This is a genomic window from Streptomyces cinereospinus (genome assembly GCF_042430725.1).
GTDB classification, from domain to species: domain Bacteria; phylum Actinomycetota; class Actinomycetes; order Streptomycetales; family Streptomycetaceae; genus Streptomyces; species Streptomyces cinereospinus.
In genome coordinates this window covers 19210-41234 of record NZ_JBHMCY010000029.1, presented here as the reverse complement: position 1 = coordinate 41234, position 22025 = coordinate 19210, and the positions used below count along the sequence as shown (strand labels likewise).

Genomic DNA, 22025 nt, shown 5'->3' with positions numbered 1-22025 from the left:
AGGGTCAGTCCGGTCAGCGAGGGGTGTTCTCGCGGTTGAAGGACGCGTTCAACGGGCGCTGACGGCGCGAGTCGTGGGTGTGCCGGACTGTGGCCGGGGGTCCGGGGGGTGTCCTCCGGGCAGGCAGGGTCAGTCCGGTCAGCGAGGGGTGTTCTCGCGGTTGAAGGACGCGTTCAACGGGCGCGGCAGCCGGTGCGGGCGCGCCCGGCGTCGACGCGGGACGGGCCCGCCCGTGCCGTCCCCCGCCCGGCGGGGCGGCACCCGGCCGGGAGGGGGTGCCGCCGGTACATGCCGGAGGTCAGGCCGGGTTCGGACTCGTCCGAAGGACGTGACACCATGCCGTCATGTCCTCCGCGCTGACCGATCTCGTCCCGCTTCCGATCGTGCAGGCCCCCATGGCGGGCGGCGTCTCCGTGCCGCAGCTCGCCGCGGCCGTGTCCGAGGCCGGCGGCCTCGGCTTCCTCGCGGCCGGTTACAAGACGGCCGACGGCATGTACCAGGAGATCCAGCAGTTGCGGGGGCTGACCGGCCGCCCCTTCGGCGTGAACCTGTTCATGCCGCAGCCCGAACAGGCCGAGCCCGCCGCCGTGGACGTCTACGCCCACCAGCTGGCCGGCGAGGCCGCCTGGTACGAGGCCGAGCTCGGCGACCCCGACAGCGGCCGGGACGACGGCTACGACGCCAAACTGGCGGTGCTGCTCGACGACCCGGTGCCGGTGGTCTCCTTCCACTTCGGCGTCCCGTCCCGCGACGTCCTCGACGCCCTGCGCCGGGCCGGCACCCTCACCCTGGTCACCGCCACCACCGCCGACGAGGCGCTGGCCGTGGAGCAGGCCGGCGCGGACGGGGTGATCGTCCAGGGCGCCGAGGCCGGCGGCCACCAGGGCACGCACCGGGACGTCCCCGAGAACGACGGCTCGGCCATCGGGCTGCTGTCCCTGCTGGGCCAGGTCCGCGAGGCGGTGGGCCTGCCGCTCGTCGCCGCCGGCGGCGTCATGCGCGGCGGCCAGATCGCCGCCGTGCTGGCGGCCGGCGCGGCCGCGGCCCAGCTCGGCACGGCGTTCGTCGCCACGCCCGAGTCCGGCGCCAGCGCCGTGCACAAGCGGGCGCTGACCGACCCGCTCTTCGCCCGCACGGAGCTCACCCGCGCCTTCTCCGGCCGCCCGGCCCGCGGCCTGGTCAACCGGTTCCTGCGCGAGCACGGCCCGTACGCCCCCGCCGCCTACCCGGAGGTCCACCACCTCACCTCACCGATCCGCAAGGCCGCCGCGAAGGCGGGCGACGCGCAGGGCATGGCGCTGTGGGCGGGCCAGGGCCACCGGATGGCGCGCGAGCTGCCCGCCGGGCAGCTGGTGGAGGTGCTGGCCGCCGAACTGGACGCCGCCCGGGCGGCGCTGTCCTCCGGGGGCGCCGGATGACCGCGCCGGTCTTCGTCGTCGAGCACTTCCGCGCGGGCGGCGGCGGACGGTACGTCCTCGACGGGCCCGAGGGCCGGCACGCGGTCTCCGTGAAGCGGCTGCGGCCGGGCGAGGACGTGGTCCTCACCGACGGGGCCGGGCGCTGGGCGGAGTGCGTGGTGGTGGACACCGAGGGCAAGGACCGGCTGATCGTCCACATGGACTCGACGTCCGAGGAACCGGCGCCCGAACCGCGCGTCACCGTCGTCCAGGCCCTGCCCAAGGGCGACCGCGGCGAGCTGGCCGTGGAGACCATGACCGAGGTCGGGGTCGACGCGATCGTGCCGTGGGCCGCGGCCCGCTGCGTCACGCAGTGGAAGGGCGAGCGCGGCGGCAAGGCCCTCGCCAAGTGGCGCGCCACCGCCCGGGAGGCCGGCAAGCAGTCCCGGCGCGTGCGCTTCCCCGAGGTCGCGGACGCGGCGACGGGCAGGCAGGTCGCCGAACTGCTCGCGGGGGCCGACTTCGCCGCCGTCCTGCACGAGAGCGGCGACGAGCCGCTGGCCGCGGCCGAACTGCCCACCGAGGGCGAGATCGTGCTGGTCGTCGGCCCGGAAGGGGGCGTGTCCCCGGAGGAGTTGTCCCTCTTCGCCCAGGCCGGGGCGCGCGCCTACCGCCTGGGGCCGACCGTGCTGCGCACCTCCACGGCCGGCACCGCGGCGGCGGCCCTGCTGCTCGGCCGAACCGGACGCTGGTCCTGATCCCGCGCCGGGAGGAGTGACGCCGCCGCCCGGCGGCGGGTGGCCGTCCGCGCCCTACCGCGACGGCCGGGCCGGCGGCAGGCTGCTTCCGTGGGGGCGGCGCGGTGGGTGCGGGGCCGTCCGCGCGGACGGCGGGCGACGGGTGCGACGGTGGTCGTGGTGGCCGGTCCGGCCGGGCTGGTGGCCTGCGAGCCGGGGGCGATGAGCTCCGTGACCGTGGCCTGCCCGACCGGCGAGCTGGTCACCCGCGAGCTGCGCGACGGCCGGGCCGGCGGCAGGCTGCTTCCGTGGGGGCGGCGCGGTGGGTGCGGGGCCGTCCGCGCGGACGGCGGGCGACGGGTGCGACGGTGGTCGTGGTGGCCGGTCCGGCCGGGCTGGTGGCCTGCGAGCCGGGGGCGATGAGCTCCGTGACCGTGGCCTGCACGACCGACGAGCTGGTCACCCGCGAGCTGGAGGGGCGCCGGGCCGACGTGCGGTGGCTCAGCTGCACCGCCGGGATCGGCGGGCGCGGCGGGCCGGCGTCGCCGACCGCGAGCGTCCGGACCGTCGCGGACGTCGACTGCGAGGGCGAGACCTCCGACGGCCGGGCCATCGCCGTCAACGGCACGGTGACCCGGGCGGTCGCTGGCGCCTGTGTGCGCGGCGACCTCACCGCGAGGGCCGGCGGCACGGAGTGGTTCCGGGTCAGCGGGCTGGGCGACTGCGGCGCCACCTCGGCCCCGCACGTCGACGCCCCGCCCGGCGCCGGCCCCACCACGACGGTGACCGTCACCGAGACCGTCCACTGCCGCAGCGCTGCGACGTGCGGGCCCGAAGGCAAGTGATCCAAACCCCTGTGCGCGGGCGCCGCGCCTGCGTAGGGTGATCCGGTGACCCAGTCCGCAGTGCCCGCGTATCTCCGGTTTCCGCACGTCCAGGGCGAGTTGGTGGCCTTTACCGCCGAGGACGACGTCTGGCTCGCGCCGCTCGGCGGCGGACGCGCCTGGCGGGTCAGCGCCGACAACGTGCCGGTGACCCAGCCGCGTGTCTCGCCCGACGGCACCACCGTCGCCTGGACCTCCACCCGTGACGGCGCCCCCGAGGTGCACGTCGCACCCGTCGACGGCGGCCCCGCCAGACGCCTGACCCACTGGGGCAGCTGGACGACGCGGGTGCGCGGCTGGACCCCCGACGGGCAGGTCCTCGCCCTCACCAGCCACGGCCAGGCCACCCTCCGCCGCACCTGGGCGCACGCCGTCCCGCTCGACGGCGGCCCCGCGACCCGGCTCCCGTACGGCCCCGTCGGCGGGGTCGCGTACGGCCCGCACACCGTGCTGCTGTCCGCGCCGATGGGCCGCGAGGCCGCCGCCTGGAAGCGGTACCGGGGCGGCACGGCGGGCAAGCTGTGGATCGACCGGTCCGCCCCCGACGGGGAGGTCCCCGGCGAGTTCGTCCGGCTGCACGAGGAACTGGACGGCAACGTCGAGCACCCGGCCTGGGTCGGCGACCGCATCGCCTTCCTCTCCGACCACGAGGGCACCGGCGCCCTGTACTCCTCCCTCGCCGACGGTTCGGACCTGCGGCGGCACACGCCGCTCGACGGCTTCTACGCCCGGCACGCGGCGAGCGACGGCACCCGGGTGGTGTACTGCTCGGCCGGTGAACTGTGGCTGCTGGACGACCTCGACGGGGCCGAGCCGCGCCGCCTGGACGTCCGGCTCGGCGGGCAGCGCGCCGACCGGCAGCCGTTTCCGGTGAACGCCTCCCGCTGGTTCGGCTCCGCCTCGCCCGACCACACCGCGCGCGGCAGCGCGGTCGCCGTGCGCGGCGGGGTGCACTGGGTCACCCACCGCTCCGGCCCCGCCCGCGCGCTGGCCGCCGAACCCGGCGTGCGGGCCCGGCTGCCGCGCACCTACCGCGCCGAGGGCGAGGAGTGGGTGGTGTGGGTGACGGACGCCGAGGGCGAGGACGCCCTGGAGTTCGCGCCCGCCACCGGGCTGACGCCGGGTTCGATCCCGCGCCGGCTCGCCGCCGGGCAGCTCGGCCGGGTCCTGGCGCTCGCCATGGCCCCGGACGGCAGCCGGGCCGCGGTCGCCTCGCACGACGGTCGGCTGCTGCTGGTCGAGCGGGAGACCGGCGAGGTGCGCGAGGTCGACCGCAGCGAGGACGGCGACGTGCGCGGGCTGGTCTTCTCGCCCGACTCGGCCTGGCTCGCCTGGTCCCACCCCGGCCCGCGCCCGCTGTGCCAGCTCAAACTCGCCAACACCACCGACCTGTCGGTCACCGAGGCGACCCCGCTGCGCTTCCAGGACTACGCCCCCGCCTTCACCGCCGACGGCAAGCACCTGGCGTTCCTGTCCAACCGCTCCTTCGACCCGGTCTACGACGAACACGTCTTCGACCTGGCGTTCGTGGTCGGCGACCGGCCGCACCTGATCACGCTGGCCGCGACCACCCCGTCCCCGTTCGGCCCGCAGCGGCACGGCCGCCCCTTCGAGACGCCGGACAAGGACGAGACCCCCGACAGCGAGGGCACGCCGACGACACGGATCGACCTCGACGGGCTCGCCGACCGGATCGTGCCGTTCCCGGTGGAGGCCGGGCGCTACTCCAACCTGCGCGCCGCGAAGGACGGCGTGCTGTGGCTGCGCCACCCCGTGCAGGGCGTGCTCGGCTCCTCCCGGGCCACCCCGGACGACCCCGACCCCAAGACCGAGCTGGAGCGCTACGACCTCGCCCAGCAGCGCCTGGAGCACCTCGCGGCCGACGCCGACCACTTCGAGGTCAGCGGCGACGGCAAGCGGGTGCTGCTGTGGACCGACGGCCGGCTGAAGGTCGTACCGAGCGACCGGCGCGCCTCCGGCGACGACGACAGCGACACCAACGTCACCGTCGACCTCGGCCGCGTCCGCCAGACGGTCGACCCGGCGGCCGAGTGGCGGCAGATGTACGACGAGACCGGCCGCATCATGCGCGACCACTTCTGGCGCGCGGACATGAGCGGCGTCGACTGGGACGGCGTCCTGGACCGCTACCGGCCGGTCCTCGACCGGGTCGCCACCCACGACGACCTGGTGGACCTCCTGTGGGAGGTGCAGGGCGAGCTGGGCACCTCGCACGCCTACGTCATCCCGCGCGGCGGCCACGGGGGCGGCGACCGGCAGGGACTGCTCGGCGCGGACATCTCCCGCCACCCCGACGGCAGCTGGCGCATCGACCGGGTCCTGCCCGCGGAGACCTCCGACCCCGACGCCCGCTCGCCCCTGGCCGCCCCCGGCGTCGCGGTGCGCGCCGGGGACGCGATCGTGGCGGTGGCCGGCCGGGCGGTGGATCCCGTGACCGGCCCGGGTCCGCTGCTCGTCGGTACGGCGGACAAGCCGGTCGAGCTGACCGTCTCGCCGTCCGGCGGGGGCGAGGTGCGGCACGCCGTCGTCGTACCGGTCGGCGACGAGGAGCCGCTGCGCTACCACGCGTGGGTCGCGGACCGGCGGGCGTACGTGCACGAGCGGTCCGGCGGGCGGCTCGGCTACCTCCACGTGCCGGACATGCAGGCGCCGGGCTGGGCGCAGATCCACCGGGACCTGCGGGTGGAGGTGGCCCGGGAGGGGCTCGTCGTGGACGTCCGGGAGAACCGGGGCGGGCACACCTCGCAGCTGGTGGTGGAGAAGCTGGCCCGGCGGATCGTCGGCTGGGCGGTGCCGCGCGGGATGCGGCCGTACAGCTATCCGCAGGACGCGCCGCGCGGGCCGGTCGTCGCCGTCGCCAACGAGTTCTCCGGGTCGGACGGCGACATCGTCAACGCGGCGATCAGGGCGCTGGGGCTCGGCCCGGTGGTCGGGGTGCGCACGTGGGGCGGCGTGATCGGCGTCGACAGCCGCTACCGGCTGGTGGACGGCACCCTGATCACCCAGCCGAAGTACGCCTTCTGGCTGGAGGGTTACGAGTGGGGCGTGGAGAACCACGGCGTGGACCCGGACGTGGAGGTCGTCCAGCGCCCGCAGGACCACGCGGCGGGCCGGGACCCCCAACTGGACGAGGCGATGCGGCTCGCCCTGGAGGCCCTGGAGGACAGCCCCGCGAAGACCCCGCCGGGTCTGCCGGCCTAGTGCCCCGCGGGGGGCGACCAGCCCTCCCGATGGCCCGCACCCGGCGACGATACGATGCCCCCACAACACACCGACCTCGGAGGGAAAATGGCAGGGGAGCCGCAGGACGACTGCCTATTCTGCAAGATCGTCGCGGGGCAGATCCCGGCGACGATCGTGCGGGAGACCGAGACGACCGTCGCCTTCCGGGACATAAACCCCCAGGCGCCCACCCACGTCCTGGTGATCCCCAAGGCGCACCACCGGGACGCCGCCGCCCTCGCCGCCGCCGAACCGGCGGTCGCCGCCGACGTCCTGCGCGAGACGCAGGCGGTCGCCGGCGAGGAGAAGCTGGAGAGCTACCGCATCGTCTTCAACACCGGCAGCGGCGCCGGCCAGACCGTCTGGCACGCCCACGCGCACGTCCTGGGCGGCCGCGGTCTCGAATGGCCCCCGGGGTAAGCCGCGTTGTCCGTCCGTGAACTGGTGGTCCTCGGCACCGCCAGCCAGGTCCCGACCCGGCACCGCAACCACAACGGCTACCTGCTGCGCTGGGACGGCGAGGGCATCCTCTTCGACCCCGGCGAGGGCACCCAGCGCCAGATGCTGCGCGCCGGGGTCGCCGCGCACGACCTGAACCGCATCTGCGTCACCCACTTCCACGGAGACCACTCGCTGGGCCTGGCCGGGGTCATCCAGCGCATCAACCTCGACCAGGTGCCGCACCCGGTCACCGCCCACTACCCGCGCTCCGGGCAGCGCTTCTTCGACCGGCTGCGGTACGCCACCGCCTACCGCGAGACCGTCCGGCTCACGCAGTCCCCGGTGGACCGCGACGGGGTGCTCGCCGTGTCGGAGAGCTACACGCTGGAGGCCCGCAGGCTCTCCCACCCCGTGGAGTCCTACGGCTACCGCCTTGTCGAGCCGGACGGGCGCCGCATGCTGCCCGAGCGGCTCGCCGCGGCCGGCATCCAGGGCCCCGACGTCGGGCGGATCCAGCGGGAGGGAACCCTCGGCGGGGTCGCCCTCGAAGAGGTCAGTGAGGTGCGGCGCGGACAGCGGTTCGCGTTCGTCATGGACACCCGGCTGTGCGACGGCGTGCACGCGCTGGCCGAGGGCTGCGACCTGCTGGTGATCGAGTCGACGTTCCTGGACGAGGACGAGGCGCTCGCGGCGGAGTACGGCCACCTGACGGCCGGGCAGGCGGCGCGGGTGGCCGGCCAGGCCGGCGTACGGCACCTGGTGCTCACCCACTTCAGCCAGCGCTATACCGATCCGGACGAGTTCGAGCGGCAGGCGCGGGCAGCCGGGTTCGCCGGGGAGCTGAGCGTGGCGCACGACCTGCAGAGGGTGCCGGTTCCGAAACGTCGGTGAAACGCCCGTACGATGAACTGATGCCCCTCCCCAAAGCGGAACTGCACCTCCATATCGAAGGCACCCTGGAGCCGGAGCTCGCGTTCGAGCTCGCCGCGCGCAACGGTGTCCGGCTGCCCTACGCGGACACCGGGGCACTGCGCACGGCGTACCGGTTCGAGGACCTCCAGTCCTTCCTCGACCTGTACTACGACCTCATGGCCGTGCTGCGCACCGAGCGGGACTTCGCGGACCTCGCGAACGCCTACCTGGCCCGGGCCGCCGCGCAGGGCGTGCGGCACGCGGAGATCTTCTTCGACCCGCAGGCGCACCTCGCCCGGGGCGTCGGCATGGGGACCGTGGTCGAGGGCCTGTGGCGGGCGCTGGAGCACAGCGAGCGCGCGCACGGCGTCTCCACCCAGCTGATCATGTGCTTCCTGCGGGACGAGTCCGCCGAGTCGGCGATGGCGACGCTGGACGCGGCCGAGCCGTACCTGGACCGGATCACCGGGGTGGGGCTGGACTCCGCGGAGGCCGGTCATCCGCCGGTGAAGTTCCGCGAGGTGTACGAGGCCGCCGCCGCGCTCGGGCTGCGGCGGGTCGCGCACGCCGGGGAGGAGGGGCCGCCGGAGTACATCACCGAGGCCCTCGACGTGCTCGGCGTCGAGCGCGTCGACCACGGTCTGCGCTGCATGGAGGATCCGGCGCTGGTGGAGCGGCTGGTGCGGGAGCGGATCCCGCTGACGCTGTGCCCGCTGTCCAACGTCCGGCTGCGCGCCGTCGACGTCCTCACCGAGCACCCGCTGCCCGCCATGCTGGACGCCGGGCTGCTGTGCACGGTCAACTCCGACGACCCGGCCTACTTCGGCGGGTACGCGGGCGACAACTTCGACGCCGTGCGCGCGGCCCTGGGGCTGGACGAGGAGCGGCTGCGCGAGTTGGCCCGCAACTCCTTCGTCGCGTCCTTCCTGGAGCACGACGAGGAGCGGCGGGCGCGGTACCTCGCGGAGGTGGCGGCGTACGAGTTCTAGTGCCGCGGCACTGGACGCTCGTGCCGGGCGCCTACGCGGCCGTCGCCCTGTCGTAGGCGGGTGTCTCCACCGGGATCTCCACCACCGGGAGCGAGCGCCTGCCCGCTGTGAGGGCGACCGCCGTCATCGGCACGGCGATCAGCAGCAGCCCCGCGGCCAGGACCATGCCCATCGCGGGGAAGCCGGCCTGCGCCGCCAGCAGGCTGCCGGTCAGCGGGCCCGCCGCCGTGCCCAGCGAGGACGCCGAACCGACCAGGACCGCCCAGCGGCCGCGCGGGTCGAGGGAGGCGGCCAGGCCGATGACGTACGACAGGACGATCGGGTAGAGCGTGTTCCAGGCGATCTCGCCGGCCGCGAAGGTGGTCAGGCCGGTCGCGGAGGCGCTGAGCGCGATGCAGGCGGCGATGAGCACGGTGCCGGCGCCGATGGGCGCGGCGTGCCCGAGCCGGGGGCCGAGGGCGCCGGCGCCGACCACCCCCAGCAGTCCCGCGCCGAGCGCGACGGCGAAGACCGCGCCGACGGCCGCCTCGCCGAGGTGTGCCTGGGTGACGCCGATCCGGCCGCTGACGCCCCACAGGGCGTTCTGGGCCATCGACCAGCACGGCATCGCGGCGGCGAGGAGCAGCCCGGCGCGCAGGTGGGGGAGGGGCTCGCGGGGACGGCGTACGGCGGCGGCGGGCGTGCGGGCGCCGAGCCGGCCGGTCAGCGGCCAGACCGCGAGCGCGGTGAGCGCGATCGCGGCCAGCGGCTGGCCGTGGCCGGGGCCGAGGTGCGGGACCGTCAGGTAGACCGCCCCGGCGAGGGCGGAGACGCCGAGCAGGCCGAGCGTGGTCAGCCGGTGCGGATCGGGGCGGGCGGCGATCCCCGTGGCGGCGACCGCGGTGGCCGTGCCCGAGCCGAAGCCGCCGATCAGCGCGCCGGCGACGACCGCGGGAACGGCGGTGGTGAGGGTGGCGCCGCCGTAGCCGAGGACGGCGAGCACCAGGCCGAACCGGGCCAGGGTGCGCGGGCCGGTCCGGTCGACACGGGAGGCCAGCAGGAAGCCGGCCGTCGCCGAACTCAGCAGCAGCCCGCTGCCGATGGCGCCCGCCTCGGTGGCGGAGACGTCGAGTGCGGAGTCCAGCCTGCCGACGACGGTCGGCAGCAGGTAGGGGGCGAGGTACCCGGCCGTGAACAGGGCGACGAGGGGCCAGGGCGGGGTGGTGCGGGGGGCGGACACGGGCGTTCCCAGGGCATGCGAAAGGAGCGGCACGGAAGGGGAGATGGGCGACGACCGTCGACGGACAGGAACGCGCGCGCAATTTGTATCAAGCCGGGGGAGGCCGACGGGAGACCGGGGTGAGTGATCTGGGTCACCTTCTGTTTGGTATCGGCCAGGCCGGGTAGAAGCGCGCCTTTCCGCCGGTCGGCGCCGGTGCACCGCGCCCCCGCCGCCCGGCGCCGCCGCCTCGGTCCCGCCGGCTCACCTCGCGGACGCCACCTGTCTCCGGCATGTCCTGACCGCGAGCGGGGTGACCTGTCGTCCGTGCGGGCCGGCCCCTATACCAGACGCGGCGCCCTCCGCCCCGACCGCGCGGGTGCGGTCGGTGACGTGGTGCACACTGGCGAGGTCAGCACCACGTCAGGGAGCGCACTGTGACCGCGTCCACCGGAGAGGGGCCGCAGCCCACCGCCAGGGCGGTACCGACCGTGCGAGAGGGCCGGAACTGCCACGCCGCCCACGTGGACCCCCTGGCCGCCCGCCGCGGCCGGGCCGACCCGCCCTGGGACGTCTACCTCACCGGCACCGTCTTCCTCGACATCATCTTCACCGGACTCGACTCCGCCCCGGTGCGCGGCACCGAGTCCTGGGCGCGCGGGATGGGGTCCAGCCCCGGCGGCGTCGCCAACATGGCCACCGCCCTGTCCCGCCTCGGCCTGAAGACGTCCCTCGCGGCGGCCTTCGGTGACGACCACTACGGCGACTACTGCTGGGACGCCCTGGAGCAGGGCGAGGGCATCGACCTCACCCCGTCGCGCACGGTGCCCGGCTGGCACTCGCCGGTCACCGTCTCCATGGCGTACGAGGGCGAGCGCACGATGGTCTCCCACGGCCACGAGCCGCCCCCCGAGGAGCCCGCCCCCGACTGCCCCCCGCGCGCGCGGGCCGCCGTCGCCTCGCTCGTGCCCGGCCGGCGCGCCCCCTGGATCGCCCAGGCCGCGAGCCGGGGCACCCGCATCTTCGCCGACGTCGGCTGGGACGACACGGGCGCCTGGGACCTGGCCGGCCTCGCCGACCTGGAGCACTGCGAGGCGTTCCTGCCCAACGCCGAGGAGGCGATGCGCTACACCGGCGCCACCTGCCCCCGCGCCGCCGCGCACGCCCTCACCGAACACGTCCCGCTCGCCGTGGTCACCCTCGGCGCGGACGGCGCGTACGCCGTCGACCGGCGCACCGGCGAGGACGCCGAGGTCCCGGCGATCGCCGTCGAGGCCCTGGACCCCACCGGCGCCGGGGACGTCTTCGTGGCCGGCTTCGTCACCGGCACCCTGGCCGGCTGGCCCCTCGCCGACCGCCTCGCCTTCGCCGGCCTGACGGCCGCCCTGTCCGTCCAGGACTTCGGCGGCTCCCTGTCGGCCCCCGGCTGGTCCGAGATCGCGGCCTGGTGGCGCACGGTCCAGTCGTACGACCACCAGAACCCCGCGGCCCTGCGCCGGTACGCCTTCCTGGAGGACCTCATCCCCGCCACCGCCCGCCCCTGGCCGCTGCGCCGCGCGGTGCCGACGATCGGCTTCGGCCGGTCCGCCTGACCCGGCACCCCGGCCCCCGCGCGCCCGGCGGCCCCGCACCCCGGCCCCCGCGCGCCCGGCGGCCCCGCACCCCGGCGGGCCGGAGGCCCCGAAAAGGCCTACGGCGATGTCAGTCCCCCGGCGTACCCTGGAAATCGCCAGGCCGCCCTCGTGGCAGGCGAGTCGTATCGAGGAGGACGTGCAGGCCTTCAGCGCCGGCCCATGACTCAGACACCCACAGCTCACACCCCCGCGCAGGGGCAGGCGAGAGCACAGTTCACCGTCCCCGCCCAGCACCCCATGGTGACCGTCCTGGGGTCCGGCGACTCCCTGTTGCGCGTGATCGAGAAGGCCTTCCCGGCGGCCGACATCCACGTCCGGGGCAACGAGATCAGCGCTGTCGGACCCGCGACGGAAGTCGCCCTCGTCCAGCGCCTGTTCGACGAGATGATGCTGGTGCTCCGCACCGGGCAGCCGATGACGGAGGACGCAGTGGAACGCTCGATCGCCATGCTCCGGGCGACGGAGAACGGCGAGGGCCCGGAGGAGACCCCGGCCCAGGTGCTCACGCAGAACATCCTGTCCTCGCGCGGCCGCACGATCCGCCCCAAGACCCTCAACCAGAAGCGGTACGTCGACGCGATCGACAAGCACACGATCGTCTTCGGCATCGGCCCCGCCGGCACCGGCAAGACCTACCTCGCCATGGCCAAGGCGGTGCAGGCCCTCCAGTCCAAACAGGTCAACCGCATCATCCTGACCCGTCCGGCGGTCGAGGCCGGCGAGCGCCTCGGCTTCCTGCCGGGCACGCTCTACGAGAAGATCGACCCCTACCTGCGCCCGCTCTACGACGCGCTGCACGACATGATCGACCCGGACTCCATCCCCCGTCTGATGGCCGCCGGGACGATCGAGGTCGCGCCGCTCGCCTACATGCGCGGCCGCACCCTCAACGACGCCTTCATCATCCTGGACGAGGCCCAGAACACGAGCCCCGAGCAGATGAAGATGTTCCTCACCCGCCTCGGCTTCGACTCGAAGATCGTGATCACGGGTGACGTGACCCAGGTCGACCTGCCCGGCGGCACCAAGTCCGGTCTGCGCCAGGTGCAGGAGATCCTGGAGGGCGTCGAGGACGTCCACTTCTCCCGGCTGTCGTCCCACGACGTCGTCCGGCACAAGCTGGTGGGCCGTATCGTCGACGCGTACGAGAAGTACGACAGCAAGAACGGCGCGGAGGACGGTCCCCACCGGGGCCGCGGCAGGACCGGCGCCAAGGGCTCCCAGGGGAAGTAGACCAGCACCACCATGTCGATCGACGTCAACAACGAGTCCGGAACCGAGGTCGACGAGCAGGCGATCCTCGACATCGCCCGCTACGCGCTCGCACGGATGCGCATCCACCCGCTCTCCGAGCTCTCGGTGATCGTCGTGGACGCCGACGCCATGGAGCAGCTGCACATCCAGTGGATGGACCTGCCCGGCCCGACCGACGTGATGTCCTTCCCGATGGACGAGCTGCGTCCGCCGTCGAAGGACGACGACGAGCCGCCGCAGGGGCTGCTCGGCGACATCGTGCTGTGCCCGGAGGTCGCCGCCAAGCAGGGGGCCGAGGCCCCGACGCAGCACTCCACGGACGAGGAGCTCCAGCTGCTCACCGTCCACGGAGTGCTGCACCTGCTCGGGTACGACCACGAGGAACCCGACGAGAAGGCCGAGATGTTCGGCCTTCAGGCGGCCATCGTGGACGGCTGGCGCGCCGAGAAGGGCCTCACCGGTCCCTCCCCGGCTCCCACCGTGTCATGAGCCTCCCCCTGGTCACCGGCGCCGTCGCCCTGGTCGTCGTCGCCTGGCTCGCCGCCTGCGCGGAGGCGGGCCTCGCCCGCGTCTCCAGCTTCCGCGCCGAGGAGGCGGTCCGCTCCGGCCGGCGCGGCGGTGCCAGGCTCGCCCAGGTCGCCGCCGACCCCACCCGCTACCTCAACGTGGCGCTGCTGGTCCGCGTCGCCTGCGAGATGGCCGCCGCCGCGCTGGTCACGTACGCCTGCCTGAACGAGTTCGCCAGCACCGCCGAGGCCCTGCTGGTCGCCATCGCGGTGATGGTCCTCGTCTCCTACGTCGCCGTCGGCGTCTCCCCGCGCACCATCGGCCGCCAGCACCCCCTCAACACGGCCACGGCGGCGGCGTACGTCCTGCTCCCGCTGGCCCGGATCATGGGCCCGGTGCCCTCCCTGCTGATCCTCATCGGCAACGCCCTCACGCCCGGCAAGGGTTTCCGGCGCGGCCCCTTCGCCTCCGAGGCGGAGCTGCGCGCGCTGGTCGACCTCGCCGAGGCGGAGTCCCTGATCGAGGACGAGGAGCGCCGCATGGTGCACTCGGTCTTCGAACTGGGCGACACCCTCGTGCGCGAGGTGATGGTCCCGCGCACCGACCTGGTCGTCATCGAGCGGTTCAAGACCATCCGCCAGGCCCTGACGCTCGCGCTGCGCTCCGGTTTCTCGCGCATCCCGGTCACCGGGGACAGCGAGGACGACATCGTCGGGATCGTCTACCTGAAGGACCTGGTCCGCAAGACGCACATCAGCCGGGACGCCGAGACCGAGCTGGTGTCGACGGCCATGCGGCCCGCCTTCTTCGTGCCGGACACCAAGAACGCCGGTGACCTGCTGCGCGAGATGCAGAAGGAGCGCAACCACGTCGCCGTCGTCATCGACGAGTACGGCGGCACGGCAGGGATCGTCACCATCGAGGACATCCTGGAGGAGATCGTCGGCGAGATCACCGACGAGTACGACCGCGAGCTGCCGCCCGTCGAGCCGCTCGGGGAGGACCGCCACCGGGTCACCGCCCGCCTCGACATCGGCGACCTCGGCGAGCTGTACGGCCTGGAGTCGTACGACGACGAGGACGTGGAGACGGTCGGCGGGCTGCTCGCCAAGGCACTGGGCCGGGTGCCCATCGCCGGGGCGACGTCGGTGGTCGAGCTGCCGGACGGCCGGGAGCTGCGGCTGACCGCCGAGGCCGCCGCCGGGCGCCGGAACAAGATCGTGACCGTGCTGGTGGAGCCGGTGGCCCCCGCCGGGCCGCCGCGGGAGGAGACGGAGCCGGAGTGACGCCCGGACAGCTGCGCGCCTTCTGCCTGTCCTTCGAGGCCGCCGTGGAGGACTTCCCGTTCGGGCCGCAGACGTCGGTGTTCAAGGTGCTGGGCAAGATGTTCGCCCTGACCGCCCTGGACGCCCGCCCGCTCACGGTGAACCTCAAGTGCGACCCGGAGGACGCGGTGCGCCTGCGCGCCGGCCACCCCGGCCTGGTCGTCCCCGGCTGGCACATGAACAAGCGGCACTGGAACACCGTGACGGTGGACGGCCCGCTCCCCGGCCGCCTGGTGCGGGAGCTGATCGAGGACTCCTACGACCTGGTGGTGGCCGGCCTGCCGCGGGCCGAGCGGCTCCGGCTGGACCGCCCCTGAACCGGGCCGCCCGCGCTCCGTATGCTCGGTCCATGACCGAGAGCAACGCGCTGGATCCCGAGGACCGCAAGATCGTCACCCTGGCCCGCTCGGCCCGGGCCCGCAACGGCGTCCCCGAGGGGGCGGCCGTACGGGACGAGACGGGGCGTACGTATGTCGCCGGGACCGTCGACCTGGAGTCGCTGAAGCTCAGCGCCCTGCGGACGGCGGTGGCCATGGCGGTGGCGTCGGGCGCGAAGTCGCTGGAGGCGGCGGCGGTGGTGACCGAGGCGGACGGAGCGTCCGCGGAGGACCGGGCGGCCGTCCGGGACCTCGGGGGACCGGCCACGCCGGTGCTGGTGGCCGGGCCGGACGGGGCCGTGCGGCGCACCGTCGCCGCGGGCTGAGGCCGGATGCGGGGACCGCCGACCCGGGACCCCCGCCGGACCCACCTCGCGCCCGCGCGCCGGGCAGGCGGGCACGCGCTGCCCGGCGCCGCCACCGCGCCCCTGGCCCCGGGGGCGGGGCCGGCCTCCGCCCCGTCCCGCAGCGCGGTGCGGCGGGGCTCCGGCGATCAGGGAGAATGGGCGCCATGAGCGTTCGTACCCCGTCATCCGAGCAGCCGGCCGACAGCGTCCACCGGGCCGGCTTCGCCTGCTTCGTGGGCCGCCCCAACGCGGGCAAGTCCACCCTCACGAACGCACTGGTCGGGCAGAAGGTCGCGATCACCGCGAACCAGCCGCAGACCACCCGCCACACCGTGCGGGGCATCGTGCACCGGCCCGACGCCCAGCTGATCCTGGTGGACACCCCGGGCCTGCACAAGCCGCGCACCCTGCTCGGCGAGCGGCTCAACGATGTGGTGCGCACCACATGGGCCGAGGTCGACGTGATCGGCTTCTGCCTGCCGGCGAACGAGAAGATCGGCCCCGGTGACCGGTTCATCGCCAAGGAGCTCGCCGGGATCAGGAAGACCCCGAAGATCGCCGTCGTCACCAAGACGGACCTGGTCGACAGCAAGGCGCTCGCCGAACAGCTGATCGCGATCGACCGGCTCGGCAAGGAGCTGGGCTTCGAGTGGGCCGAGATCGTGCCCGTCTCGGCGGTGGGGGACAAGCAGGTCGGCCTGCTGGCGGACCTCCTCGTGCCGCTCCTCCCCGAGGGCCCGGCCCTCTACCCCGAGGGCGACCTGACCGACGAGCCCGAGCAGGTCATGATCGCGGAGTTGATCCGGGAGGCCGCGCTGGAAGGCGTGCGCGACGAGCTGCCGCACTCCATCGCCGTCGTCGTCGAGGAGATGCTGCCGCGTGAGGACCGCCCCGCCGACAAGCCGCTCCTGGACATCCACGCCAACGTCTACATCGAGCGCCCCAGCCAGAAGGGCATCATCATCGGCCCCAAGGGCAAGCGCCTGAAGGAGGTCGGCATCAAGTCCCGCCGGCAGATCGAGGCGCTGCTCGGCACCCCCGTCTTCCTGGACCTGCACGTGAAGGTGGCCAAGGACTGGCAGCGCGACCCCAAGCAGCTGCGCAAGCTGGGCTTCTGAGCCGCCTGCCGGCCCCCGGCGCCGGCGGGGTCAGGCCCCTTCCGCGAGCACCCGGGAGACCAGCCTGCGCTGCGCGTCGGTCAGCCGGGGGTCGGCGCAGTACACCGCCCGGCCGTCCACGGTGATCCGGTAGCTGAAGCCGTCCGGGACGCCGAGGGGCGCCGTGCCCCGGCCCGCCGCGAGCGCCTGCTCGGCCAGGGCGTGCCACTCGTGCGCGTCGGGCCGCCCCGAGGTGTCCACCTCGGCGTACCGCTCGATGCCCGCGAAGCCGCCCGTGCGCCGCACCTGAATACGCATGGCTCCCTGTCTAGTACGGAACGCCCCCGGACCGCAGCCGGACTACAGGGTGCGCACCCCGACCTGCTCCCAGGCCTTCGCCACCGCCCGCAGCTCGTCGCTGCCGTCGCCGAACCGCGCCCGCGCGGCGGTCACGGTCAGCGTGGCGAACTCGGCGAACATCGCGTCCTCCGTCAGCTCGCCGCCGGTCAGCACGTCGTACCAGATCTGCCCCGCCCGCTCCCAGGCGTGTCCGCCGAGGGCGGTGGCGGCGAGGTAGAAGGCGTGGTTGGGGATGCCGGAGTTGATGTGGACGCCGCCGTTGTCGCGGCCGGTGCGCACGTAGTCGTCCATCGTCGCGGGCTGCGGGTCCTTGCCGAGCACGTCGTCGTCGTACGCCGTGCCCGGGGCCTTCATCGAGCGCAGCGCCACTCCGCTCACCCGCGGGGCGAGCAGGCCGGCGCCGATCAGCCAGTCGGCCTCGGTCGCGGTCTGGCCGAGCGTGTACTGCTTGATCAACGCGCCGAAGACGTCGGAGACGGACTCGTTGAGGGCGCCGGGCTGGCCGAAGTAGGTGAGGTTGGCGGTGTACTGGGTGACACCGTGGGCGAGTTCGTGGCCGATGACGTCGACCGGGATCGTGAAGTCGAGGAAGATCTCCCCGTCCCCGTCGCCGAAGACCATCTGCTCGCCGTTCCAGAAGGCGTTGTTGTACCGCTCGTCGTAGTGCACGGTCGCGTCCAGGGGCAGGCCGCGGCCGTCGATCGAGTCGCGGCCGTAGGCCCGCAGGAACAGCTCGAAGGTGGCGCCGAGACCCGCGTAGGCGCGGTTGACGGTGGCGTCCCGGCCGGGTTCGTCGCCTTCGCCGCGGACCTTCTCGCCGGGCAGGTCCGTCCCGTTTCGGGCGTCGTGGATCGTGCGGTGCGGTGTGCCCGCGGCGGCTGCGGCGGGCGGGGCGGCGGCGGGGGCGCCGAGGACGGTGGTGAGGCGGCGGTGGGTGCGCTCGTAGGCGTCGCGCTGGAGGGTCCGGCGGGCGGGACCGGAGACGGCGGGGTCCCCGGACCGGGCGAGCTGGTCGAGGACGTGCGGCGGGACGATCGTGCAGAAGGTCGCGGTCATGACCGCACCATGGCACCGAGTCAGGTACGTGTCACCATCTGCAACCGTGATGGGTGAAATGCGGGGATGTGACGGTCGTGGGGGATTGCGCTGTGTTATAGAGTGCGGGTCGGGACGGGCTGGTCGCACAGTTCCCCGTGCTCCCTCCGGGGGACTCCGCATCCCGCATAGTGATACGGAGCCGCATGTTCCGCAGCGGCTCGGCTAGCATGCTGGGCATCATGCGTTTCGGGCTGCTTCTCCTTAGCTGCCGCGGCGAGGGCCTGTAGTCGAGGCCGACTCCCTCCCCGCGGAGCTCGGCGTTGCGTCGTCGGCCGTCCTTCCGGACACCGGACTTCACCGGATCTTTCGAGGAGCCCACGCCACCATGGCAAACCGCCAGCAGCCCAGTTCCCTGCCCATCCACAAGTACGGCCGCTACGAGCAGGTCGACATCCCCGACCGCACCTGGCCGCAGAACCGGATCACCGCCGCCCCCCGCTGGCTCTCCACCGACCTGCGCGACGGCAACCAGGCCCTGATCGACCCCATGTCTCCGGTGCGCAAGCGGGCGATGTTCGACCTGCTGGTGAAGATGGGCTACAAGGAGATCGAGGTCGGCTTCCCGGCCTCCGGCCAGACCGACTTCGACTTCGTCCGGTCGATCATCGAGGACGAGGGCGCCGTCCCCGAGGACGTGACGATCTCCGTCCTCACCCAGGCCCGCGAGGACCTGATCGAGCGGACCGTCGAGTCGCTGAAGGGCGCCCGCCGCGCCACCGTGCACCTGTACAACGCCACCGCGCCGGTCTTCCGCCGGGTCGTCTTCCGCGGCTCCCGGGACGACATCAAGCGGATCGCCGTGGACGGCACCCGGCTGGTGATGGAGTACGCCGAGAAGCTGCTGGGCCCGGAGACCGCGTTCGGCTACCAGTACAGCCCGGAGATCTTCACCGACACCGAGCTGGAGTTCGCGCTGGAGGTCTGCGAGGGCGTCATGGACGTCTGGCAGCCCGGCCCGGACCGCGAGATCATCCTGAACCTGCCGGCGACCGTGGAGCGCTCGACGCCGTCCACCCACGCCGACCGGTTCGAGTGGATGGGCCGCAACCTCTCGCGCCGCGAGTTCGTCTGCCTGTCCGTGCACCCGCACAACGACCGCGGTACGGCCGTGGCGGCGGCCGAGCTGGCGCTGATGGCCGGCGCGGACCGCGTCGAGGGCTGCCTGTTCGGGCAGGGCGAGCGCACCGGCAACGTCGACCTGGTCACCCTGGGCATGAACCTGTTCTCACAGGGCGTCGACCCGCAGATCGACTTCTCCGACATCGACGAGATCCGTCGCACGTGGGAGTACTGCAACCAGATGGAGGTCCACCCGCGCCACCCGTACGTGGGCGACCTGGTCTACACGTCCTTCTCCGGCTCCCACCAGGACGCCATCAAGAAGGGCTTCGACGCCATGGAGGCCGACGCGGCGGCCAAGGGCGTCACCGTCGACGACATCGAGTGGGCGGTGCCGTACCTGCCGATCGACCCGAAGGACGTCGGCCGGTCCTACGAGGCGGTCATCCGCGTGAACTCGCAGTCCGGCAAGGGCGGCGTGGCCTACGTGCTGAAGAACGAGCACAAGCTGGACCTGCCGCGCCGGATGCAGATCGAGTTCTCCAGGATCATCCAGGCGAAGACGGACGCCGAGGGCGGCGAGGTCACCCCGAAGGACATCTGGGAGATCTTCGAGGACGAGTACCTGCCGAAGCCGGACAACCCCTGGGGCCGCATCCAGTTGCGCAACGGCCAGTCCAGCACCGACAAGGACGGCGTGGACACGCTGACCGCCGAGGCCGAGGTCGACGGGTCCGAGGTGACCCTGGTCGGTACCGGCAACGGCCCGATCTCCGCGTTCTTCCACGCGCTGCAGGGCATCGGCATCGACGTCCGGCTGCTGGACTACCAGGAGCACACGATGAGCGAGGGCGCCTCCGCGCAGGCCGCCTCGTACATCGAGTGCGCGATCGGCGACAAGGTCCTGTGGGGCATCGGCATCGATGCGAACACGACACGTGCGTCGCTGAAGGCGGTCGTCTCGGCCGTCAACCGGGCGGCCCGCTGACCCCGTTGACCGGGTGTTTCCCGTCCCGTCCGCCGGAGACCGGCGGACGGGACGCCGTTCTTTACCGGCCAGGTCACGGCCAGGTCTCGTCCGGGGTACTGACTCGGGCTCATGAATGTGGCTAACATCACGCCAGCGCGGCGATGTTGCCGTGGGGTTACGGAGGTGCGACGTGCTGCCAGTCCGGGGACGAATCGGCCGTGCCGCCAGGCGTTCGCGCGTTCTGGGCATCCGGACCGCGTGGACGGCCGTCGGCGACGGCGAGTTCTTCTGCCCCGGATGCGGGGGCGACCGCAACTACCAGCGGCTGACCGGGCGCCGCCGCTTCACCCTGCTCGGCCTGCCCGTGCTGCCGCGCGGCGACACCGGACCCGTCGTGGAGTGCGCGGCCTGCCGCCGGCACTTCGGTACCGACGTGCTGGACCACCCCACCACCACCCGTTTCTCCGCGATGCTGCGCGACGCGGTGCACACCGTCGCCCTCGCGGTGCTGGCCACGGGCGGCACCCGCACCCGCCCGTCGCTCACCGCGGCCGCCGGCGCGGTCCGCGAGGCCGGCTTCGAGGGCTGCACGGAGGACCAGCTCGACGCCCTCGTCGAGGCGCTGGCCGCGGACACCGGCCGGGTCTTCGGCGCGCCCTGCGGCCCGGGCCTGGCCATAGAGCTGCACGAGGCCCTCGACCCGCTCGCCCCGCACCTCGCGCCGGCCGGCCGCGAGTCGATCCTCCTCCAGGGCGCCCGCATCGCCCTCGCGGACGGCCCCTACACCGCCGCCGAACGCGAGGTCCTGGCCACCGTGGGGGCCGCCCTGACCATCACCTCGGACGAGGTGACCCGCCTGCTGGCGACGGCCCGGACGCCCTCCTGACCCGTCGCGACACTCCGCGGACGGCGATCCGCCGGTGCCCTCCAGGAAGCCCGTGACTGCATAGAGTCACCGGTGACTGACCTACAGTCACCGACCCTGAGGGGACCGCCCGATGAGACGTCCCGGACGCGCCGTCCTGACCGCCGCCGCCCTCCTCGTCCCGCTGGTGCCCGGCCCGCTCACCGCCGCCCCGCCCGCCGCCGCCCGCTGCGCCTCCTCCGTGCCGTACACCGCCGGGACCGGCGGCTACGCCGCCTACCGCATCCCGGCGGCCGTCACGACCGGTGCCGGCACCGTCCTCGCCTTCGCCGAGGGCCGCCGCGGGGGCGCCGGCGACTCCGGTGACATCGACGTGGTCGCGCGCCGCTCCACCGACGGCGGCTGCACCTGGGGCCGGCTCACGGTCGTGGCCGCCGGGCAGGGCGACACGCGCGGCAACCCGGCCCCCGTGGTCGATCCGCGCACCGGCGCCGTCGTGCTGCTCACCTCGTACAACAGCGGGGCCGTGACGGAGGCGCAGATCATGCGGGGGGAGGCGACGCCGGAGCAGGGCCGCCGGGTGTTCGTGCAGCGCAGCACGGACGACGGGCGCACCTTCGGCCCGCCGCGGGAGATCACCCCGCAGGTGAAGCGGGCCGGCTGGCGCTGGTACGCCACCGGGCCCGGCCACGCCCTGGCCCTCACCCGCGGGCGGCACGCGGGCCGCCTGGTGGTGCCCGCCAACCACTCCGCCGCCCCGCCCGCCGGGTCCCCCGACACCGGGCAGGAGCCCCGGTACTACGGCGCCCACGCCTGCTACAGCGACGACGGCGGCGCCACCTGGCGGCTGGGCTTCGTGGACGACTCCTACGACGGCCACGCCAACGCCAACGAGAGCTCGGCCGCCGAACTCCCCGACGGCACGCTGTACTTCTCCGCCCGCGACCAGCACGGCAGCGGCGCCGGCCACCGCCTGGACAGCCGCTCCTCCGACGGCGGCCGGACCCTCGACCGCCCCTACGCCGTCCAGCCCACCCTCAACGACGTGCCCATCGTCCAGGCGAGCGTCCTGCAGCCCGCCGGCCCGGCCGCCCCGCTGCTCTTCTCCGGCCCCTCCGTGCCCACCGACCGCACGGACCTGGCGGTGTGGCGCAGCACGGACGCCGGTGCCACCTTCACCAAGGCGCTGACGCTGTCCCGGCAGCCGGCGGCCTACTCCGACCTGGTGCAGGTCGGCGCTGACACGGTCGGGGTGCTGTACGAGACGGGGACGACGGGCGCGTACGAGCGGATCGAGTTCCGGCTGCTGCCGCCGGCCGGCGTGTGACGCC

At 74.1% G+C, this 22025-nt stretch carries 20 protein-coding genes; 17 read left to right on the top strand and 3 right to left on the bottom strand.

What is annotated here, in order from left to right:
- Window positions 1-344 precede the first annotated feature (344 nt).
- From ACFF45_RS16920 to ACFF45_RS16890, 7 genes are all read left to right on the top strand, one after another.
- Window positions 345-1418, top strand: coding sequence for a nitronate monooxygenase (locus ACFF45_RS16920; RefSeq protein ID WP_381346878.1), 1074 nt, complete (start codon window positions 345-347; stop codon window positions 1416-1418).
- Window positions 1415-2155, top strand: coding sequence for a 16S rRNA (uracil(1498)-N(3))-methyltransferase (locus ACFF45_RS16915; protein WP_381346877.1), 741 nt, complete (start codon window positions 1415-1417; stop codon window positions 2153-2155). The genes ACFF45_RS16920 and ACFF45_RS16915 overlap by 4 nt, the downstream gene beginning before the upstream one ends.
- 287 nt (window positions 2156-2442) lie before the next feature.
- The gene (locus ACFF45_RS16910; RefSeq protein WP_381346876.1) at window positions 2443-2979 is read left to right on the top strand and encodes a hypothetical protein; all 537 of its coding nucleotides are present in this window, start codon (window positions 2443-2445) and stop codon (window positions 2977-2979) included.
- Between the two features lie 45 nt (window positions 2980-3024).
- Window positions 3025-6240, top strand: coding sequence for a S41 family peptidase (locus ACFF45_RS16905; protein ID WP_381346875.1), 3216 nt, complete (start codon window positions 3025-3027; stop codon window positions 6238-6240).
- An 87-nt stretch (window positions 6241-6327) separates the two neighbouring features.
- Window positions 6328-6681 carry a histidine triad nucleotide-binding protein gene (locus ACFF45_RS16900; protein ID WP_381346874.1) on the top strand — a complete coding sequence of 118 codons (354 nt, stop codon included), beginning with the start codon at window positions 6328-6330 and terminating at the stop codon, window positions 6679-6681.
- A gap of 6 nt (window positions 6682-6687) precedes the next feature.
- A complete protein-coding gene (locus tag ACFF45_RS16895) occupies window positions 6688-7593 on the top strand; it encodes a ribonuclease Z (protein ID WP_381346873.1) in 906 nt (301 codons plus the stop codon).
- 20 nt (window positions 7594-7613) lie between these two features.
- Complete coding sequence (locus ACFF45_RS16890) at window positions 7614-8603, top strand: adenosine deaminase (protein ID WP_381346872.1); 990 nt, start codon at window positions 7614-7616, stop codon at window positions 8601-8603.
- Window positions 8604-8634: 31 nt separating this feature from the next.
- Here the strand turns inward: ACFF45_RS16890 and ACFF45_RS16885 are convergent, their stop codons facing one another.
- A complete protein-coding gene (locus ACFF45_RS16885) occupies window positions 8635-9822 on the bottom strand; it encodes an MFS transporter (RefSeq protein ID WP_381346871.1) in 1188 nt (395 codons plus the stop codon).
- A gap of 416 nt (window positions 9823-10238) precedes the next feature.
- Here ACFF45_RS16885 and ACFF45_RS16880 point away from each other — a divergent pair, with 416 nt between their 5' ends.
- From ACFF45_RS16880 to era, 7 genes are all read left to right on the top strand, one after another.
- On the top strand, window positions 10239-11393 hold the full coding sequence (locus ACFF45_RS16880; protein ID WP_381346870.1) for a carbohydrate kinase family protein: 1155 nt from the start codon (window positions 10239-10241) through the stop codon (window positions 11391-11393).
- Between the two features lie 201 nt (window positions 11394-11594).
- Window positions 11595-12668 (top strand): PhoH family protein, encoded by a 1074-nt coding sequence (locus ACFF45_RS16875; RefSeq protein ID WP_381346869.1) that lies wholly within the window; start codon window positions 11595-11597, stop codon window positions 12666-12668.
- A 12-nt stretch (window positions 12669-12680) separates the two neighbouring features.
- Complete coding sequence (gene ybeY, locus ACFF45_RS16870) at window positions 12681-13178, top strand: rRNA maturation RNase YbeY (protein ID WP_381346868.1); 498 nt, start codon at window positions 12681-12683, stop codon at window positions 13176-13178.
- Window positions 13175-14482, top strand: coding sequence for a hemolysin family protein (locus ACFF45_RS16865; protein ID WP_381346867.1), 1308 nt, complete (start codon window positions 13175-13177; stop codon window positions 14480-14482). Before ybeY ends, ACFF45_RS16865 begins: the two co-directional genes overlap by 4 nt.
- Window positions 14479-14838 (top strand): MmcQ/YjbR family DNA-binding protein, encoded by a 360-nt coding sequence (locus ACFF45_RS16860; RefSeq protein ID WP_381346866.1) that lies wholly within the window; start codon window positions 14479-14481, stop codon window positions 14836-14838. Before ACFF45_RS16865 ends, ACFF45_RS16860 begins: the two co-directional genes overlap by 4 nt.
- A gap of 32 nt (window positions 14839-14870) precedes the next feature.
- Entirely contained in the window at window positions 14871-15224 is a 354-nt protein-coding gene (locus tag ACFF45_RS16855) for a cytidine deaminase-like protein (RefSeq protein ID WP_381346865.1), read from the top strand.
- A gap of 185 nt (window positions 15225-15409) precedes the next feature.
- Complete coding sequence (gene era / locus ACFF45_RS16850; RefSeq protein WP_381346864.1) at window positions 15410-16363, top strand: GTPase Era; 954 nt, start codon at window positions 15410-15412, stop codon at window positions 16361-16363.
- 30 nt (window positions 16364-16393) lie between these two features.
- On the opposite strand, the gene ACFF45_RS16845 is transcribed toward era, so the two are convergent.
- Together ACFF45_RS16845 and ACFF45_RS16840 are read right to left on the bottom strand one after the other, a co-directional pair.
- Complete coding sequence (locus ACFF45_RS16845; protein WP_381346863.1) at window positions 16394-16660, bottom strand: protealysin inhibitor emfourin; 267 nt, start codon at window positions 16658-16660, stop codon at window positions 16394-16396.
- Between the two features lie 42 nt (window positions 16661-16702).
- The gene (locus ACFF45_RS16840; protein ID WP_381346862.1) at window positions 16703-17758 is read right to left on the bottom strand and encodes a M4 family metallopeptidase; all 1056 of its coding nucleotides are present in this window, start codon (window positions 17756-17758) and stop codon (window positions 16703-16705) included.
- Window positions 17759-18125: 367 nt separating this feature from the next.
- On the opposite strand from ACFF45_RS16840, the gene leuA reads away from it, so the two are divergent.
- From leuA to ACFF45_RS16825, 3 genes are all read left to right on the top strand, one after another.
- Window positions 18126-19847 (top strand): 2-isopropylmalate synthase, encoded by a 1722-nt coding sequence (gene leuA / locus ACFF45_RS16835; protein WP_381346861.1) that lies wholly within the window; start codon window positions 18126-18128, stop codon window positions 19845-19847.
- Window positions 19848-20019: 172 nt separating this feature from the next.
- Window positions 20020-20715, top strand: a complete 696-nt coding sequence (locus tag ACFF45_RS16830) for a tellurite resistance TerB family protein (protein WP_381346860.1) — start codon at window positions 20020-20022, stop codon at window positions 20713-20715.
- Window positions 20716-20827: 112 nt separating this feature from the next.
- Entirely contained in the window at window positions 20828-22021 is a 1194-nt protein-coding gene (locus tag ACFF45_RS16825; protein WP_381346859.1) for a sialidase family protein, read from the top strand.
- Window positions 22022-22025: the final 4 nt, after the last annotated feature.